The organism is Methyloversatilis discipulorum (genome assembly GCF_000385375.1).
In the GTDB taxonomy this organism is placed as follows: domain Bacteria; phylum Pseudomonadota; class Gammaproteobacteria; order Burkholderiales; family Rhodocyclaceae; genus Methyloversatilis; species Methyloversatilis discipulorum_A.
The window spans coordinates 2,077,115-2,094,383 of the sequence record NZ_ARVV01000001.1; the positions used below are offsets into that span (position 1 = coordinate 2,077,115).

The 17,269-nt window shown below is 66.5% G+C and carries 14 protein-coding genes; 7 read left to right on the forward strand and 7 right to left on the reverse strand.

Annotated features, from left to right (window positions below):
* Entirely contained in the window at positions 1-273 is a 273-nt protein-coding gene (gene pqqD / locus METRZ18153_RS0109815) for a pyrroloquinoline quinone biosynthesis peptide chaperone PqqD (RefSeq protein WP_020164576.1), read from the forward strand.
* Entirely contained in the window at positions 270-1,427 is a 1,158-nt protein-coding gene (pqqE, locus tag METRZ18153_RS0109820) for a pyrroloquinoline quinone biosynthesis protein PqqE (RefSeq protein WP_020164577.1), read from the forward strand. The genes pqqD and pqqE overlap by 4 nt, the downstream gene beginning before the upstream one ends.
* Before the next feature lie 82 nt (positions 1,428-1,509).
* Here the strand turns inward: pqqE and METRZ18153_RS0109825 are convergent, their stop codons facing one another.
* On the reverse strand, positions 1,510-2,403 hold the full coding sequence (locus tag METRZ18153_RS0109825) for a hypothetical protein (protein ID WP_020164578.1): 894 nt from the start codon (positions 2,401-2,403) through the stop codon (positions 1,510-1,512).
* 156 nt (positions 2,404-2,559) lie between these two features.
* Here METRZ18153_RS0109825 and METRZ18153_RS20095 point away from each other — a divergent pair, with 156 nt between their 5' ends.
* Both METRZ18153_RS20095 and METRZ18153_RS0109835 read left to right on the forward strand, forming a co-directional pair.
* Positions 2,560-5,895, forward strand: a complete 3,336-nt coding sequence (locus tag METRZ18153_RS20095; protein WP_020164579.1) for an MHYT domain-containing protein — start codon at positions 2,560-2,562, stop codon at positions 5,893-5,895.
* Positions 5,896-6,939 carry a response regulator gene (locus METRZ18153_RS0109835; RefSeq protein ID WP_020164580.1) on the forward strand — a complete coding sequence of 348 codons (1,044 nt, stop codon included), beginning with the start codon at positions 5,896-5,898 and terminating at the stop codon, positions 6,937-6,939.
* 6 nt (positions 6,940-6,945) lie between these two features.
* Here the strand turns inward: METRZ18153_RS0109835 and METRZ18153_RS0109840 are convergent, their stop codons facing one another.
* The 4 genes from METRZ18153_RS0109840 to asd all read right to left on the reverse strand — a co-directional run bounded on the left by METRZ18153_RS0109840 (position 6,946) and on the right by asd (position 9,018).
* Positions 6,946-7,323 carry a hypothetical protein gene (locus METRZ18153_RS0109840; RefSeq protein ID WP_020164581.1) on the reverse strand — a complete coding sequence of 126 codons (378 nt, stop codon included), beginning with the start codon at positions 7,321-7,323 and terminating at the stop codon, positions 6,946-6,948.
* 121 nt (positions 7,324-7,444) lie between these two features.
* Complete coding sequence (locus METRZ18153_RS0109845; RefSeq protein ID WP_020164582.1) at positions 7,445-7,828, reverse strand: hypothetical protein; 384 nt, start codon at positions 7,826-7,828, stop codon at positions 7,445-7,447.
* A 13-nt stretch (positions 7,829-7,841) separates the two neighbouring features.
* Positions 7,842-8,030 (reverse strand): hypothetical protein, encoded by a 189-nt coding sequence (locus tag METRZ18153_RS0109850; protein WP_029143680.1) that lies wholly within the window; start codon positions 8,028-8,030, stop codon positions 7,842-7,844.
* Between the two features lie 109 nt (positions 8,031-8,139).
* On the reverse strand, positions 8,140-9,018 hold the full coding sequence (asd, locus tag METRZ18153_RS0109855) for an archaetidylserine decarboxylase (protein ID WP_020164584.1): 879 nt from the start codon (positions 9,016-9,018) through the stop codon (positions 8,140-8,142).
* A gap of 35 nt (positions 9,019-9,053) precedes the next feature.
* Between asd and METRZ18153_RS0109860 the strand changes: the two genes are divergently transcribed.
* The gene (locus METRZ18153_RS0109860) at positions 9,054-10,703 is read left to right on the forward strand and encodes an aminotransferase class III-fold pyridoxal phosphate-dependent enzyme (RefSeq protein WP_029143681.1); all 1,650 of its coding nucleotides are present in this window, start codon (positions 9,054-9,056) and stop codon (positions 10,701-10,703) included.
* A gap of 133 nt (positions 10,704-10,836) precedes the next feature.
* On the opposite strand, the gene METRZ18153_RS0109865 is transcribed toward METRZ18153_RS0109860, so the two are convergent.
* On the reverse strand, positions 10,837-11,451 hold the full coding sequence (locus METRZ18153_RS0109865; protein ID WP_020164586.1) for a hypothetical protein: 615 nt from the start codon (positions 11,449-11,451) through the stop codon (positions 10,837-10,839).
* Positions 11,452-11,645: 194 nt separating this feature from the next.
* Here METRZ18153_RS0109865 and METRZ18153_RS0109870 point away from each other — a divergent pair, with 194 nt between their 5' ends.
* A complete protein-coding gene (locus METRZ18153_RS0109870) occupies positions 11,646-13,463 on the forward strand; it encodes an EAL domain-containing protein (protein WP_020164587.1) in 1,818 nt (605 codons plus the stop codon).
* Between the two features lie 13 nt (positions 13,464-13,476).
* On the opposite strand, the gene METRZ18153_RS20620 is transcribed toward METRZ18153_RS0109870, so the two are convergent.
* Positions 13,477-15,192 (reverse strand): pseudouridine synthase, encoded by a 1,716-nt coding sequence (locus METRZ18153_RS20620; RefSeq protein WP_232416015.1) that lies wholly within the window; start codon positions 15,190-15,192, stop codon positions 13,477-13,479.
* Positions 15,193-15,301: 109 nt separating this feature from the next.
* Between METRZ18153_RS20620 and htpG the strand changes: the two genes are divergently transcribed.
* On the forward strand, positions 15,302-17,236 hold the full coding sequence (gene htpG / locus METRZ18153_RS0109880) for a molecular chaperone HtpG (protein ID WP_020164589.1): 1,935 nt from the start codon (positions 15,302-15,304) through the stop codon (positions 17,234-17,236).
* Positions 17,237-17,269 lie beyond the last annotated feature (33 nt).

The window sequence follows — 17,269 nt, forward strand, 5'->3', positions numbered from 1 at the left end:
ATGACCGTGACGACCGCGTCGGTACCGAAGATAGGCCGCCACTTCCGCATCCAGTGGGAAGAGGCGCAGAAGGCCTACGTGCTGCTGTATCCGGAGGGCATGGTGAAGCTGAACCAGAGCGCGGGCGAAATCCTCAAGCGCTGTTCCGGCGAGGCCAGCGTGGCCGACATCACCGCCGATCTGGAGAAGACCTTCAATGCGCAGGGCCTGCAACAGGACGTGATCAACTTCGTCGAGCTGGCGCTGCAACAGAAGTGGGTGGAAACGACATGACCGATCTCGCCGAAGCGAAAGCCGCTCAGGAAGCGGCGACGATAGGCCCGCCGCTGTGGCTGCTGGCCGAGGTGACCTATCGTTGCCCGCTGCACTGCGTCTACTGCTACAACCCGGTCGACTTCGCCAAGCATGAAGACGAACTGACGACCGAGGAGTGGTTCAAGGTGCTGCGCGAAGCGCGCGCGCTCGGTTCGGTGCAGTGCGGCTTCTCCGGCGGCGAGCCCATGCTGCGTGACGACCTCGAACTGCTGGTGGCCGAGGCGCACCGGCTGGGCTACTACACCAACCTGCTCACCTCGGGCGTGGGCCTGAACGAGAAGCGCATCGACGCGCTGAAGGAAGCGGGGCTGGACCACATCCAGCTGTCCTTCCAGGATTCGACCCGCGAAATGAACGACTTCCTGTCGTCAACCCGCACCTTCGACCTGAAGCGCCGGGCTGCCGATTTGATCAAGTCGCGCGGCTACCCGATGGTGATGAACTGCACCATCCACCGCCACAACATCGACCACATCGAAGCCATCCTGCAGCTCGCGGACGACATCGACGCCGAGTACGTCGAACTGGCCAACACGCAGTACTACGGCTGGGCGCAGGTAAACCGCGACCAGCTGCTGCCGTCGCGCGAACAGCTGGAGCGCGCGGAGCGCATCACCAACGAATGGCGCGAGAAGCACGGCAACAAGATGAAGCTGTTCTTCGTCGTGCCCGACTACTACGAGAACCGCCCGAAGAAGTGCATGAACGGCTGGGGCAACATCTTCCTGACCATCACGCCGGACGGTAAGGCGCTGCCCTGTCACACTGCGCGCATGCTGCCGGGGCTGGAATTTCCGGACGTGCGCGAGATGGGCATCCGCGAGGTGTGGTACGAGTCGGAAGGATTCAACCGCTACCGCGGTACCGGCTGGATGAAGGAGCCCTGTTCCAGCTGCCCGGAAAAGGAAAAGGATTACGGCGGCTGCCGCTGCCAGGCCTACATGATCGCCAACGACCCGGCCGCTGCCGACCCGGTGTGCGACAAGTCGCCCTTCCACCACAAGATCGTCGCCGCGGTGGAGCAGGCGCAGATTCCGGGCAATCCGCAGCAGGTGAAGCCGCTGATCTACCGCGGCCCGAAGGAATCGCTGCAGCTCGACAGACCGTTCTGATCCCGCGCCGACGCAGGTCGCCGCTCTGGGCGCATCCATCCGGATGCGCCTTTTTTCATTCCGGCGCCCGGGCGGCGTCGCGTCAGTCGCGGGACAGGCGGTAGGGCTGGAAGCGGAAGGGGGCGGGCGCAGCGCTGTCCACGTCCACCCGTGTCCAGCCCAGCCACGGCGATCCGTGCGATTCAAGCCGCGTCACGTGCTCGAAGCGCTCGCCGGTGGCCGGATCGACCAGGGGTTTATCGACCCGGTAGGTATGCGTATCGCCGTGTATCAGCAGCAGCGGTCGCCGGTCATGTTTCGCCCAGGCCACCAGCCGGTCGAGGAACCAGGCGTGGCGCACTGACATCCCGCCGCGCCCGTGCGCAGCAAAACCCGGATGGGCGTGGAAGGCGATCACCGTCGCACGAACGGTCTGCGGATCGGCCAGCGCCGCGGCCTCGTCCAGCCAGTCGAGTACATGGCGGCGCAGCGCCTGCGCGGCGGCGTTGTCGGGCAGGGGGCTGCCCGGCAGGTTCACTCCGACGAACAGCACGCCGTGACCTATCCAGCGGGTGTTCTCCGGTGCCGCGGCCTGTCGCTGCAGCGGAAACGGGGTAGGTGCGGTGAAGAAGCGCTGGCGCAGCGCTGCCAGCCGCTCGAACGGATCATGGCCGCCGGCCGACGCGCGGGCGCAGTCCAGCCAGTCGTTGTCGCCGGGCAGCAGCACCAAGGGGTGGCGCGAATGCGCCAGCAGCGCCTGCCGGTCGGCGTAGAGCGCGTCGTCGCAGGGCTGGTTGCCGCTCTTCAGGTCACCGATGTGCAAGGAGAAGGCGAGCGGCTGACGTGACTGCTCGGCCAGCAGGTCAACCGCCAGTTCGCGCTCGACCCGGCTGTACGGCATGTCGCCCCAGACGGCGAAGGACAGCCGGTCGTCCGCCTGCGCAACAAGCGTCACTGCCGCGAGCAGCAGCAGAGAACGCTTCAGCCGCCTGAACACGCGCTGGACGGCGCGCCCTCCGGGCAAACGGTGACGATCTTCCTCGGAGTGCGGAAAAAAAGCGGGTCGGAACATCAAGGCGTGAGGCGAAACCGCCGTAAGTGACAGAGATGCCGTACTGAGCGGCAATGCCCACCATACGTCACTTTCGGCACGATGCAGAACTTCTTCACCTCCGGCACCGACGACGCTGCGCTGATCCTGCCGATGACGCACGATCCGGCGCTGGTTGCGCTGTCGCTGCTGGTGGCAGTCCTCACCTCGCTCGTTGCCCTTCATACGGTCAGTCAATCGGAGCAGACACCTGATCAGCGCATGGCGTGGCTGATCAAGCTCGGCTGCAGCCTGGCGCTGGGCGGCGGCGTGTGGGCCATGCATTTCATCGGGATGCTGGCGCTGGACCTGTGCGTGACCGTGCGCTACGACCCGTGGATCACGCTCGCCTCCATGCTGCCCAGCCTGCTCGCCGCGCTGGCAACCATACAGCTGATGACGCGCCCCTCGCTGACGCCGCGCGAACTGCTGGCGGGCGGCGTGCTGATGGGCGGTGGCATCGGCCTGATGCACTACACCGGAATGCAGGCCATGCACATGGAAGCACAGCTTCGCTACGACCCCTTCATGTTCGGGGTGTCGATCGCGGTGGCGGTGGTGCTGGCGACGCTGGCGCTGTGGGTGAAGTTCTTCGTGCCCATTTCCGATCGCCGGCTTCGCCTGGCGGTCAGTGGAACGGTGATGGGACTGGCGATCGCCGGCATGCACTACGCAGGCATGGCGGCCGCCCGCTTCACCGGCGTCGCCGAAAGTGCGCCGCATGTCGACACCCTGGTGCTCAGCATTCTCGTCGTGATCGGCACCATCGGTCTGACCGGTTTCGCGATGGGCACCAATGCGCTGCTGCGCTACCGGCAGCTGGTCGATCAGCTCAGCGCGAGCGAGGCGCGCATGCGCGCGCTGCTCGCCACGCCGGTCGACGGCGTCGTCATGCTCGACGCGGAAGGCATCGTGAAGACGATGAACCCCACCGCCGAACAGATGTTCGGCTGGCGCGAGTCGGAAATGCGCGGGCGCGACTTCGGTCTGCTGCTGGCGCCTGACGAGAGTGCAACGTACGCGGCCTATCTGGCCGAGTTCAGGCGCACGAGAGTGCCTGCGCTCGCCGGACGCAGGCGTGAAATCACTGGCCGTCGTCGCGACGGCAGCGAACTGCCGATGCACGTTTCAATCGGCCACGCCAGCCTGCGTGAGGGCGACGTGTTCGTCTGCTACATCGCCGACATTTCCAGCTTCAAGGAAATGGCTCGTGCGGTGCGCGAAAGCGAAGCACAGTTGCGCTCGCTGATCGGCAACATTCCGGGCGTGGCCTATCGCTGCCTGATGGATGCGCAATGGACCATGCTCTTCATGAGCGACGCTACGCAAACCCTGACCGGCTATCCGAGCACCGATTTTGTCGGCGAGAACGCCATCCGCAACTTCAACGACATCACGCATCCGGACGACGTCGCACACACCTGGAAGGTGGTCGAGGCGTCGATCCGCGAACACCGGCCCTTCATCGTCGAGTACCGTATCGCCCACGCCGACGGGTCCATCCGCTGGATGTGGGAGCACGGCTCCGCGGTGCGCAACGAGGACGGCGACATCAAGTGGATAGATGGCGTCATTCTTGACATCACCGAGCGGCGCGAGATCGAGCAGGAATTGCGCGCGGCGAAGGAGCGCGCCGAACAGGCCGCCGCCTCCAAGTCGGCCTTCCTCGCCAACATGAGCCACGAAATACGCACGCCGATGAACGCCATCATCGGCTTCACCGACGTGCTGCTCGGCAGGGAACTGCCGGCCGAGCACCGGCGTCCGCTGGAAATCGTCGGCAACTCCGCGCGGTCGCTGCTGCGCCTGCTGAACGACATCCTCGATACCGCCCGGCTCGAACGAGGTGCCGTCGAACTCGAAGTGCTCGATTTCGACCTGCCCGAACTGCTGAGCCAGCTGGTGATGACGCTGAACGTGCAGGCGGCCGACAAGGGGTTGGCGCTGCGCGTCGATATCGACCGTGCGGTCGGTCGCTACTACCGCGGCGACTCGCTGCGCATCCGCCAGGTACTGACCAATCTGATCGGCAACGCGGTGAAGTTCACCGAGCGCGGCGAAGTCGTGGTGACCGTGCGGGCGCATCCGGACGGCGTGCATTTCGCGGTCAGCGATACCGGCATCGGTATCGCGCCGGAACGGCTCGATGCCATCTTCGAACCCTTCACCCAGGCCGATGCGTCGATGAGCCGCCGCTTCGGCGGTACCGGTCTCGGTACGTCGATCTGCAGGCAGCTGGTCGAACTGATGGGTGGCCGGATCGGCGCCCGCAGCACGCCGGGAGAGGGCAGCACCTTCCACTTCACGCTGCCGTTGGGGCCCGGCAGCGCGCCGGTCGTCGCGTTGCCGTCGCCGATGGCACTGCCGCCGATGCGGGTGCTGGTGGTCGATGACGTCGACCAGAACGTCGAACTGCTGGCGTCCCTGCTGGCGCGCGACGGACACGAGGTGACGCCATGCACCGAGGCGACCGAATCGGTGGTTCGGGCCGGCGCCGAACGTTTCGATCTCGTCCTGATGGACCTCCACATGCCCGGCATGAGCGGCCTCGACGCCACGCGTGCCATCCGCGCCGCCGAGCTGCGTACCGGCCGACCGCCGGTGCCGGTGATCGCGCTGACCGCCAGCGTGCTCGACGAGGATCGCGAGGCTGCGCGCGCGGCAGGCATGAACGGGTTCGCGACCAAGCCGATCGATCTCGAAGCACTGCTGGTCGAGATCGCACGCGTGCTCGGCATACAGACCGCAAGCACGAAGGCCGGCGCCGATGACCGCGCCGATGACCCGGTGATCGACATGAAGCGCGCGCTTGCGCTGTGGCGAACCCGTGAGCGTGTCGAACGGGGCATGCAGCGGCTGCTCGACGAGAACGCCGGACTGACGCAGGAACTGGATCGTCTCGCCGCGCTGTCGGCGCGTGACGGGCTGCGTGCGCTGGCGCACCGCGTGCGGGGCGTGGCGGCCAATCTGGGGGCCGTGCAACTGGCTGCCACGCTGGCCGGCCTGGAAGACGCCGCGACAACGGAAGCGCCGCTGGCACTGACGGCGCGCATCGCCGAAGTCGGGGGCGCGCTGTCGGCCTTGCGCAGCGAAGTCGCCGGTTGGCAGGGTTCGGTCGAGCGGCCGGTGGCGAAAGAGGCGGCAGCACGTTGCGACACGCAGGCCGTCCTGCATCACGCCGACATGCTGCTGAAGGCGCTGGAGCGGGGCGAGTTCGACGACCTCACGCTGGCGCGCCTGCTGGCCGCGGTCGGCGGCCATTCCGCAAGCACGCTGCTCGGTCCGCTTGCCGAAGCGATCGAGAACTTCGACGGAGCGCTCGCCATGACGCATCTGCGCACCTTGATCGCCCGCATGCAGGCGATGGACGCCACTCGGCTGCTCGAGGCGGAGGCGTGAATGGACAGGCTTGAACAACTGATGAACGACGCACCCAGCGACGCTGGCGACGCACGCAAGACCGTGCTCTGCGTCGACGACGAGCCATCGAATCTGCAGGTTCTAAAACAGATACTGCAGGGTGATTACCGTCTGCTGTTCGCGCGCGACGGCCGGCGGGCGATCGAACTGGCGCAGATCGAGCGGCCCGACCTCATCCTGCTCGACGTGATGATGCCGGACATGGACGGTTACGAGGTCTGCCGCACGCTGAAGGCGGACGAGCGACTGGCGCGCATGCCGGTCATCTTCGTCACCGCGCTGAGCGATGTCGAGGACGAGGCGCGCGGCCTGGAGCTCGGCGCCGTCGACTACATCTGCAAGCCGGTCAGTCCTGCCATCGTGCGTGCACGCGTACGCACCCATCTGTCGCTGGTCAGCGTGAGCGAACTGATCGAGACACGCCTGCAGGTGATACAGCGTCTGGGACTGGCCGCCGAGTACAAGGACAACGAGACCGGTCTGCACGTCATCAGGATGAGCCATTACGCATGCATTCTTGCGCGCGCCGCCGGCTGGAGCGAGCAGCGCGCTCAGGAACTGCTGCATGCGGCACCGATGCACGACATCGGCAAGATCGGCATTCCCGACCACATTCTGCGCAAGCCGGGCAAGTTCGACGACGCCGAGTGGGAAATCATGAAGAGCCACGTCGATATCGGCGTGCGCATCATCGGCGAGCACGACAGCGGCCTGCTCGCCGTGGCCCGGCGCATCGTCAGCGGGCACCACGAGAAATGGGACGGTTCGGGCTATCCGCAGGGCCTGCGCGAGACCGCGATCCCGATCGAGGCGCGCATCGTTGCGGTCGCCGACGTGTTCGATGCGCTGACCTCGGAGCGGCCCTACAAGAAGGCATGGTCGGTCGAGGATGCCTGTGCGCTGCTGATCGAACAGAAGGGGCGTCACTTCGAGCCGCTGCTGGTCGATCTCTTCCTTGATTGCCTGCCGCAGGTGCTGGAAATCAAGCAGCGCTGGCCCGAACGAGTAGCGGACGCCGCTTGAGCGCGTTCAGCGCCTGAAGCGCCGCTTCACGTCGAGCACGCAGCCCGATCTGTCCTTGTTGCCGAGCGTGCTGCAGGCCGCCAGTTCCGCCTCGTAGGCCGCCGCCTCGTCAGGCTGCAGTGGCGTCATCGCCTCGCCCGGGAAAAGCTTGCGCGCCTGATCGAGCGTCGCTTCGTACTGCATCCTGCTGCGCGCAAGACAGTCGTCCCTGAGTTCGGCTACGACGCGCTCGCACTCGTGGTCAGTGCGTGAGCGCTCGATGTCGGCGCGCCGCAGTGCGTCCGCATAGCCCCGGCGATCGGCGGCCAAGGCACTTGTGGAAAAGCCGGCGAGCAGCGAGCACAGCAGTAGCGGCAGAGCGTGGCGGAAGCAGGACACGAACATCGTCCGTCAGAAGGTCGGATGACGGATTCTATTCATCCCGCGCGCGCTTACCGTGGCGGAATGCTCTCTGCCGATGTCTGATTTGTGTCCATGCGTTAAGTCGCGGCACAGCTGCCGGACCCTAGCTGCGCAGCATTACCTCGCCGAACAGCCGCACCCGGTCGCCGACGCGCAGATTGCCCAGGTTCGGACGTACGACGGTACGCAGTTCGCCGCTCTCCAGCATGATGCTGATGCTGTAGCGCCCGGGCGGTGCTGCGCCATCCTGCTTCGGCGTATCGGCCGAGTGCGGCTCCAGCGGCTGCTCGACCAACGGCCACAACATGTCGATACGGACGATCTCGCCATACGGGCTTTCGACGCCGTAGGACCATGGCGTGGCCGCCGCGATCATCGCCGCCTCGGCGGTACGGCTGTCGGCGACCGCGGCGGTGTCGGACGGGCGCGTGCACGCTCCGAGCAGCAGTCCCGACAGCACGGCGAGGGTGATCTGCGCGGCGTGCATGGCGCTGTGCGTCTTACTTGCGCGCTTCGTCCAGCGTGTCCTTGGCCTTGTCGCCGGCGTTCTCGATCTTGTCGCCAGCCTGCTCGACCGCGTTGTCGAGTGCCTTGCCGGCGCGTTCGGCCGGTCCTTCCTGCTCGCAGGCGGCCAGCGCAACTGCAAAGACGGCGACGAGGGTGGCAGCTACGGTGCGATGGATGTTCATGTCGGGCTCCCTGTTGTGATGGTCGGCGCACGTGCGCCGCCCCAGCATCTTCTGCATCCGGCACTGAAAGTTCCGTCGGTGCGCCGCGCTGCAGCGTGTCGGGGCTGTCCTACATGCTGTCTGCCGGCGGCCGCGCGAACAGCGCCTGACCCATCCGGATACGCTCGCCGTTGCGGACCTGCGGCGCCAGCGCTGCGTGCGCCGGCAGCAGCACGATGATGGTCGAACCGTGCTCGAACCAGCCCATTTCCTCGCCCCGGCTGACGGTCGAATCGCAGCGCAGCCGGTGCGGCCCGGCGTAGCGTGCGTGCAGCGTCAGGTCGATGCAGTGCAGGCGCAGGCTGGCGACCAGGATGGCGGCCACCGGCACCATGACCAGCGGCGTGCCGTCGCGCATCCGTGCCGTCAGCACTCCCCGCTCGTTGCGGCAGTAGAGCCGCTCGACGCGATCGAGCGCCGGCGGATTCACGTTCCAGGTATCGCCCGGAAAGTAGTGCACCTGCTCGACGCGGCAATCCGTCGGCGCGTGGAAGCGGTGGTACATCGAAGCCGTGATGCGCAGTGTCACGTAGTGCCCGTTGTGCAGCTGCGCCGCCAGTGATTCGTCGCCCAGCAGCTCGCCCAGCGAGTAGCGCATGCCCTTGGCCTGCAGCAGCGTGTCGCCGTCGATGCGACCGAGCGCGCCGACGATGGCGTCGCAGGGACTTACCAGCACTTCGGGCCGTGGGTCGATCGGCCGGGCGCCGTCGCGCAGTTCGCGGACGAAGGCGTCGTGCAGGCTGGCGAAGCGCGTCTTCTTCGCCTCCGACAGATCGACGTCGCCGAAGGCCTTCCACAGCGCAATCGACGCGTCGCGCACCAGCGGCTGTTCGATCCGACTGAAACGCCCGAACCATCGCGTCAGTGCCGCGCGCGGGATGCGGTTGGTCAGCGCGAAGTTCAGTGCGTCGTTGGCCAGCAGGCGCTGGAACAGGGTGCGCGCAGTCACGGTTGCGTAACCTCGCGCTGATACATGTGCAACATATGAACGAGTCCCTTCCTCTCTATGTGGCCGGCGCTGCAGCGCTGGCGGCGCTGTTGCCGCGGCTGCACCGCCGGCTCCAGCTTTCGCGGGCCAAGCACCGCTCGCTCGCCGGACATTCGAAAATGTCGCGGCGGGTGGCGAAGCTGCTGCCCTTCTATGAATTCGACGAAACGGGTTTCTACGTCGCTGACGGCGCGCCGGACGACGTGGCGGCCCGCCGTCGCAACGGCTTCGAGGCACTGGCCGCGCTGTACGCGCAGCGTTTCGCGCGTACCCGGGCGCTGACCGACGACACGCAGTCCATGGTGTCGGACATGCAGTTCACCGGCAGCTACCGCGTGCCCTTCCAGTTCAGCCGCCATGTGCGCAGCCATCTGAAGGCCGGTTCCTTCGTCCAGTCGTCGGCCGGCGTCACGCTGACCGACCTCGACGGCAATGTGTTCTACGACCTCGCCGGTTCCTACGGCGTGAACGTGTTCGGCTACGACCTCTACAAGGGCTGCATGGCACGCGGCGCGGCGGCGGTCGAGGCGCTCGGTCCGGTACTCGGCGCCTACCATCCGCTGCTGACCGACAACGTGCGGCGCCTGTGCGCGATCTCGGGCATGGAAGAGGTGTCCTTTCACATGTCCGGTACCGAGGCCGTGATGCAGGCGGTACGGCTGGCGCGCTATCACACCGGCCGCAGCCACCTCGTGCGCTTCTGTGGCGCCTACCACGGCTGGTGGGGCGACGTGCAGCCGGGCGTCGGCAATCCGACCGCGGCCGAGCACACCTATACGCTGAAGGACATGCACGAGGACACGCTGCGCGTGCTGCGCAGCCGGCGCGACATCGCCTGCGTGCTGGTCAATCCGCTGCAGGCGCTGCACCCGAACGCCGGCGCGCCGGGCGACTCGTCGCTGGTCGATGGCGGCCGTCGCGCCGGCTACGACCGTGCGGCTTATACCGCCTGGCTGCAGCAGTTGCGCGAGGTGTGCACGGCGCGCGGCATCGTGCTCATTTTCGACGAGGTTTTCCTCGGCTTCAGGCTGGCCAAAGGCGGTGCGCAGGAGTACTTCGGCGTACGCGCCGATCTGGTCACCTACGGCAAGACGCTGGGCGGCGGCTATCCGGTCGGCGTCGTCTGCGGCCCGCACCGGTTGATGAAGCGCTACCGCGACGACCGGCCGGCCGACATCTGCTTCGCGCGGGGCACCTTCAATTCGCATCCGCACGTGATGGCGGCGATGAACGAATTCCTGAAGCTGCTCGACACACCCGGGATCGAGGCGATCTACCGCGATGCCGAGGCGGTCTGGAGCGCGCGCGCCGAGCGACTGAACGAGCGCCTGCGCAGCGAAGGACTGCCGGTGCGTGTAGTGCACATGCAGTCGATCTGGACGGTGACCTACACCGTGCCGTCGCGCTACAACTGGATGCTGCAGTACTACCTGCGCGCCGAGGGCCTGGCGCTGAGCTGGGTCGGCACCGGCCGCTTCATTTTCAGCCTGAACTACGGCGAGGCCGACTTCGACGCGGTCTGCGAGCGCTTCGTCGCGGCGGCGAAAAAGATGGAAGCCGACGGCTGGTGGTGGACGCCGCCCGGCGCCAGCAACAAGGGCATACGCCGGCGCATCCTGCGTGAAATGCTGACGCGGAAGCGCTGAACCGTCCCGGGACCGGCTCGCTCCCGGTCCGGTGCAACCTTGCAGGGCGCACGCGCTCCTGACCGCGCAGATGAAAACGGGGAAGAGCGTCGCCCTTCCCCGTATCCGATCGAACAGAACCTCCGCGCGCAATTCAGGCCTTCGCTGCGTGCTGCGCGTGCATCGGATCGATCAGTTCGCCGCGCAGCAGCGCAAGCGGTGCGCGGTGGTAGAGCTTCACGTCGTGGAAGGGATCGGTGGCGATCTTGGTCGCCCACACCAGACCGGTCTGCACGCCCTGCAGGTGGAACAGGTGCAGCGTGCGGAAGATGAGGCCGCCGATGCCGATGGCGATCCAGGTGACCGACATGTTGTACAGGAAGCCGCGCGCGTCGGTATGCGCCTCGAACAGCCCGAACAGCGTCGGGTCGATGTAGAGGGCCAGCGGCGACGACGCCCAGATTGCCATCAGCACCACCTTGCGACGCAGGTTGTAGCCGACCTTGATGTCTTCCTTGTGCTCGTGCGTCGCCTGATTGACGTGGTCGTAGCCCTTGGGCTCGAAGAAGAAGTGGCCGGCCTGGCGCGACACCATGGCCACGCCCCAGCTCAGCAGTGCGGCGATCACCGGGTCGACGAAGAGCATCACGTAGGCGCACAGGAAGCTCAGCGCGCTGAGCAGATGCAATGCCTGGTTGATGCGGCTGTGGTGGTAGTAGCGATGATCGTCCCAGCGCTGGGTGCGCAGTTCTTCGAAAAAGGAATGCATGTAAGTCCTCCTGTGAGTGTGGCAAGACTAGGAAGACAGGGTTACGGCCGGAATGCAGTTCGTCTAAGAATTGGTGACAGATTCGCAGTGCGTTGCGGAGGCATGGCGCGTAGTGAAAGCTTCACCGAAGCTTCACGAAAGCTGGCGGCGTCGCTGCCGATAGGCACTCGGGTCCATGAATACAACAGACAGACATGCACACCTCTTCCGACAAGCTGAACCAGACCGCGCTGCGCGCACTGATCGATGGCCGCGCGCTGGGCATGGTATTCCAGCCCATCGTCCGCCTCGATGACGCCGCAGTGGTGGCGCACGAAGCGCTGGTGCGCGGCCCCGAGGGCGGCGCGCTGCACCTGCCGGCGGTGCTGTTCGCCACGGCGCGTTCCATCGGCCTTGAAGCCGAACTCGAGATCGCCTGCGTCGAAGCGGCGGTACGCCAGTTCGATCCGGCGACGCCGGGCCAGCTCTATGTCAATTGCAGCGCCGGCACCATCCGTCATCTCGGCTCGGAGGGCTGCGTCGGGCTGCTGTCGCTGCTGGCCGGGCACGCGCTGTCGCCGTCGCGCCTGGTGCTGGAACTGACCGAGCACGAACGGGTGACCGACGTCGATTCGCTGCGCAGCAGCCAGGCGCGGCTGTCGGCGCTGGGCATCGTCGTTGCGCTGGACGACTTCGGCGACGGTCGTTCCAGCCTGCGTCTGTGGGCCGAACTGGCACCGCCACGGGTGAAGCTGGACCGCTATTTCACGCACGGCATCCATACCGACAGCCGGCGCGTCGAGGCGGTGCGAGCCGCCGTGCAGCTGGCGCGCTCCTTCGGTGCCGAACTGGTGGCCGAGGGCATCGAACACGAAGCCGAACTGGCGGTGCTGCGCGATCTCGGTGTGCATTTCGGCCAGGGCTATCTGCTCGGGCGGCCGCAGGGGCAGACGGTCAGTCACATGCAACCGGCGGTGATCGCGCTGATGCGGTCGCGGCAGATCGCGGTGCTGCCCGATACGCCGCATCGCGACATGAGCACCGGCACGGTGAGCCGGCTGGCGATCTCGGCGCCTGCGGTCGAGCCGGATACGCCCAATCTGACGGTGGTGCAGGTGTTTGCCGATCACCCCGAACTGCTGGCGCTGCCGGTGCTGGAGCAGGGCATCCCGGTCGGGCTGATCAACCGGCGCAGTTTCATGGACCTGTACACCCAGCCCTATCACAAGGAGGTGTACGGCAAGCGGCCCTGCGCACTGTTCATGAATCCGAATCCGCTACGGGTCGAGCGCAGCACGCCGCTGGAATCGATGAGCACCGTGCTGGCCGGCGAGGATCAGCGCTATCTGTACGACGGCTTCGTCGTCACCGAGCATGGCCGCTACGTCGGCGTGGCGACCGGCGAAAGCCTGGTGCGCGCGGTGACCGAAATGCGCATCGAAGCGGCGCGGCACGCCAATCCGCTCACCTTCCTGCCGGGCAACATTCCGATCACCGAGCATCTGCAAAGGCTGATGGCGGGCCGGGCGAATTACGCGGCGTCCTACTTCGACCTGAACAACTTCAAGCCTTTCAACGACCTCTACGGCTATTACCGCGGCGACGAAATGATCAAGCTCGCGGCGCGCAGCATCCAGCATGAGGCGGATCCGCTGCGCGATTTCGTCGGCCACGTCGGTGGCGACGACTTCATCGTGCTGTTCCAGAGCGAGGACTGGCAGGCGCGCTGCGAGCGCATCATCGCCCGCTTCAATGCAGAGGCGCGCGGCCTGTTCAATGCAGAGGAACTGGCCAGCGGTCACATGGAGGGTGAGGATCGCAAGGGCAACCGCACGCGCTTTCCGCTCACCACGCTATGTGCCGGCGTGGTGCTGGGGCAGGGCGGCGGCTTCCGTACTGCCGAGGAGGTCGCTTCGGCCGCAGCCAGCGCCAAACGGCAGGCCAAGGCCAGCGGCGGCGGCCTGCACGTGCAGACCGCCGGTTGCAGCGCCAATGACGCGGCGCCGGAGGAGTCTGTGCTCGACGTGGCGTGAAACCGTCAGGCGCTCAGAACAGCTCGTCCTTGCGCAGGTAACGCCACTTGCCGACCGGCAGGTCGGCCAGCGGGATGCGGCCGATGCGCACGCGCTTGAGCGCGACGACTTCGAGGCCGACCAGTTCGCACATGCGGCGGATCTGGCGCTTCTTGCCCTCGCGCAGCACGAAGCGCAGCTGTTCCTCGTTCTGCCAGCTTACCTTGGCCGGCTTCAGTGCCTCGCCGTCCAGCTCCAGCCCATGGTTCAGCAGCTTCAGCGATTCCTCGGGGAAATCCTCGGACAGCGCACCGCGACCGAAGGGCTTGGTCGCCCTGACGCGGACCAGGTACTCCTTCTCTATGGTCGAGTCCTCGCCGATCAGCTGGCGCGCGACGCGACCGTCCTGGGTCAGCACCAGAAGACCGTGCGAATCGATGTCGAGACGACCGGCCGGCGCCAGGCCACGCAGATGATTGCGATTGAACTTCAGACCGGAGCGGTCGCCGGCCCACTGGTTCTCGGGCAGGAAGAGCACGCTGGCCGGCTCGTGGCCGTCCTCGGCCTGACCGCTCACATAGCCGACCGGCTTGTGCATCAGCACGGTCACGCGCAGTGCCTGATCGGCGCGCGCCTGCTTGTGCACCTCGACCTTCTGATGCGGCAGCACGCGTTGGCCCAGCAGCGCCACCTCGCCATCGACGGTGACCCAGCCGCGGGCGATCCAGTCGTCCGCCTCGCGGCGCGACGCGGCACCACGGTCGGCCAGCCAGCGCGACACGCGGATGCCGTCCTTCGCGTCGTCGCCGTCCTCGCCCTTTTCGGCCTGCACGCGGCCCAACTTGTCGGTTTCACGTTCGTCCCAGGCCTTGGCCGGACGCACCGGCGCCGCCTTCGGCGGGCGCGGCTTGAAATCGGCGCCGGCGCGCGCGGGGCGGCTGTCGCCCTCACTGCGACGCGGCGGGCGGTCACCGAATTCCTTGCGCGGCGGACGGTCGCCGGAACTTCCGCCTGATTCGCTGCGCGCCGGGCGTTCGCGGTTTTCCCAAGGCTTGCGCTCGCCGGATTCGGCGCGTGGCGGGCGCGCGTCGCGATCCGGGCGGGGTGTCCATTCGCGCTTTTCGCCGGCCGGGCGCGGCGGGCGGTCACCGAATTCCTTGCGCGGAGGACGTTCGCCGACATTCCCACCCGACTCGCTGCGGGCGGGGCGTTCGCGGTTCTCCCAGGGCTTGCGCTCGCCGGATTCGGCGCGCGGCGGGCGCGCGTCGCGATCCGGGCGGGGTGTCCATTCGCGCTTTTCGCCGGCCGGGCGCGGCGGGCGGTCACCAAATTCCTTGCGCGGCGGACGGTCGCCGGAATTTCCGCCCGACTCGCTGCGGGCGGGGCGTTCGCGCTTCTCCCACGGCTTGCGCTCACCGGAATCGGCGCGCGGCGGACGGGCTTCGCGGTCCGGCCGAGGCGTCCATTCGCGCTTTTCGCCGGTCGGGCGCGGCGGGCGGTCACCGTACTCCTTGCGCGGCGGGCGGTCGCCATCCGGACGCGCGGCGCGCGGCTTGCGCGCTGCAGCGTCCTTGGCGGCGGGTTTGGCATAGGATTTTGCGGCCGGTGCGACCTGCGTCGTGTTGCGGCTCAGCGTGCGCGACTTGGCCGTGCTGTTACGCACCGGCTTGCGGGCCGGATCGCGGTCGGTCGGCGTGTTGTCGTCGGATTTGCGCGGCAAACCCAGTTTGGTGCGGGTGGTCATCGGCATGAAAACATTCTGTGGACCCGACAGCATAGCGGGGTCTTGAAATGCCGGGGGGAAGTCTCCATATCCCGCCGTTGTCATTCCACCCCACGTCTACTGATTCGGAGTTGTCATGTCGGACACCGCAACCGCCCAGACCATGAATTTCCAGGCCGAGGTGAAGCAGCTGCTGCACCTGATGATCCACTCGCTGTACAGCAATCGCGACATCTTCCTGCGCGAACTGGTGAGCAACGCGTCGGACGCCTGCGACAAGCTGCGCTTCGAAGCCATCGCCAACCCGGCATTGTTCGAATCCGATGCCGACCTGAAGATCCGCGTCGCCTACGACAAGGCGGCGCGCACGATCACCATCACCGACAACGGTATCGGCATGTCGCGCGAGGATGCGATTTCGCATCTGGGTACCATCGCCCGCAGTGGCACCAAGGAGTTCTTCTCCAGCCTGACCGGCGACCAGAAGAAGGACGCCAACCTGATCGGTCAGTTCGGCGTCGGTTTCTACTCCGCCTTCATCGTCGCCGACACCGTCACCGTGAACACCCGCCGCGCCGGTCTGCCGGCAGACCAGGGCGTACGCTGGTCCTGCTCGATGACCGGCGATACCGCTGGCGAGTATTCGGTGGAATCCATCACCAAGGCCGACCGTGGCACCGAAATCGTGCTGCACCTGCGCGAGGACCAGGACGAACTGCTGTCCGGCTTCAAACTGCGCTCCATCATCCGCGAGTATTCCGACCACATCATGCAGCCGGTGGTGATGAAGAAGGAGGAGTGGAAGGACGTCGATGGCGAACACAAGCAGGTCGTGACCGACGAGGACGAAACGGTGAACCAGGCCAGCGCGCTGTGGACCCGCTCGAAGTCGGACATCAGCGACGAGCAGTACGTCGAGTTCTACAAGCATGTCGCCCATGACTTCAGCGATCCGCTGGCGTGGACCCACACCCGCGTCGAGGGCCGTCACGAGTACACACAGCTGCTCTACATCCCGTCGCGCGCGCCCTTCGACATGTGGGACCGCAACGCCAGCCACGGCCTGAAGCTCTACGTGCGCCGCGTGTTCATCATGGACGACGCCGAGAAGCTGCTGCCGGCCTATCTGCGCTTCGTGCGTGGCGTGGTGGATTCGGCCGATCTGCCGCTCAACGTGTCGCGCGAAATCCTGCAGGAAAGCCGCGACATCGACACCATCCGCTCCGGCTGCACGAAAAAGATCCTGTCGGTGCTGGAAGACCTCGCCGAGAACCAGAAGGACAAGTACACCACCTTCTGGAAGGAGTTCGGTCGCGCACTGAAGGAAGGCGTGGGCGAAGATCAGGCCAACCGCGAAAAGGTGGCCGGACTGCTGCGCTTCGCCTCGACCCATCTCGATACCGAGGAACAGTCGGTGTCCTTCGCCGACTACATCGGCCGCATGAAAGAGGGCCAGGACAAGATCTATTACGTCACCGCCGAAACCTTCAAGGCGGCCAAGAACAGCCCCCACCTCGAGGTATTCCGGAAGAAGGGCATCGAGGTGCTGCTGCTGTCCGACCGCATCGACGAGTGGGTGGTCGGCAACATGACCGACTTCGACGGCAAGCAGCTGGTGTCGGTCGCCAAGGGCGGCCTCGACCTCGGTGCGCTGGCCGACGAGGAGGAGAAGAAGGCGCTGGAGCGCGACGAAGGCGAATTCAAGCCGCTGGTCGACAAGTTGCTGGCCAGTCTGGTCGAGCGGGTGAAGGAAGTGCGCATCACGCACCGCCTGACCGAGTCGCCGGCCTGCCTGGTGTCGGACGAATTCGACATCGGCGGCAACCTGGCCCGCATCCTGAAGTCGGCCGGGCAGGAAGCACCGCTGGCAAAGCCCATCCTCGAAATCAACCCGCAGCACCCGGTGGTGCAGCGGCTGCGCGGTGAAGAAGCGCACTTCGACGACTGGGCCGGCGTGCTGTTCGACCAGGCCCTGCTCGCCGAAGGTGGCGCGCTCGAAGATCCGGCCAGCTTCGTGCGCCGGATGAACCAGCTCATGCTGGCAATGAGCGGCAGCGCAGCGGCTGCCTGATCGACCCCGGGCCGGCGCGCTCGCGCCGGCCTT

Excerpts from the sequence above, each read along its gene's own strand:
- pqqD (WP_020164576.1), top strand. The coding sequence starts at position 1 with ATGACCGTGACGACCGCGTCGGTACCGAAGATAGGCCGCCACTTCCGC.
- pqqE (WP_020164577.1), top strand. The coding sequence starts at position 270 with ATGACCGATCTCGCCGAAGCGAAAGCCGCTCAGGAAGCGGCGACGATA.
- METRZ18153_RS20095 (WP_020164579.1), top strand. The coding sequence starts at position 2,560 with ATGCAGAACTTCTTCACCTCCGGCACCGACGACGCTGCGCTGATCCTG.
- METRZ18153_RS0109835 (WP_020164580.1), top strand. The coding sequence starts at position 5,896 with ATGGACAGGCTTGAACAACTGATGAACGACGCACCCAGCGACGCTGGC.
- METRZ18153_RS0109840 (WP_020164581.1), bottom strand. The coding sequence starts at position 7,323 with ATGTTCGTGTCCTGCTTCCGCCACGCTCTGCCGCTACTGCTGTGCTCG.
- METRZ18153_RS0109845 (WP_020164582.1), bottom strand. The coding sequence starts at position 7,828 with ATGCACGCCGCGCAGATCACCCTCGCCGTGCTGTCGGGACTGCTGCTC.
- METRZ18153_RS0109850 (WP_029143680.1), bottom strand. The coding sequence starts at position 8,030 with ATGAACATCCATCGCACCGTAGCTGCCACCCTCGTCGCCGTCTTTGCA.
- METRZ18153_RS0109860 (WP_029143681.1), top strand. The coding sequence starts at position 9,054 with ATGAACGAGTCCCTTCCTCTCTATGTGGCCGGCGCTGCAGCGCTGGCG.
- METRZ18153_RS0109865 (WP_020164586.1), bottom strand. The coding sequence starts at position 11,451 with ATGCATTCCTTTTTCGAAGAACTGCGCACCCAGCGCTGGGACGATCAT.
- METRZ18153_RS0109870 (WP_020164587.1), top strand. The coding sequence starts at position 11,646 with ATGCACACCTCTTCCGACAAGCTGAACCAGACCGCGCTGCGCGCACTG.
- METRZ18153_RS20620 (WP_232416015.1), bottom strand. The coding sequence starts at position 15,192 with ATGCCGATGACCACCCGCACCAAACTGGGTTTGCCGCGCAAATCCGAC.
- htpG (WP_020164589.1), top strand. The coding sequence starts at position 15,302 with ATGTCGGACACCGCAACCGCCCAGACCATGAATTTCCAGGCCGAGGTG.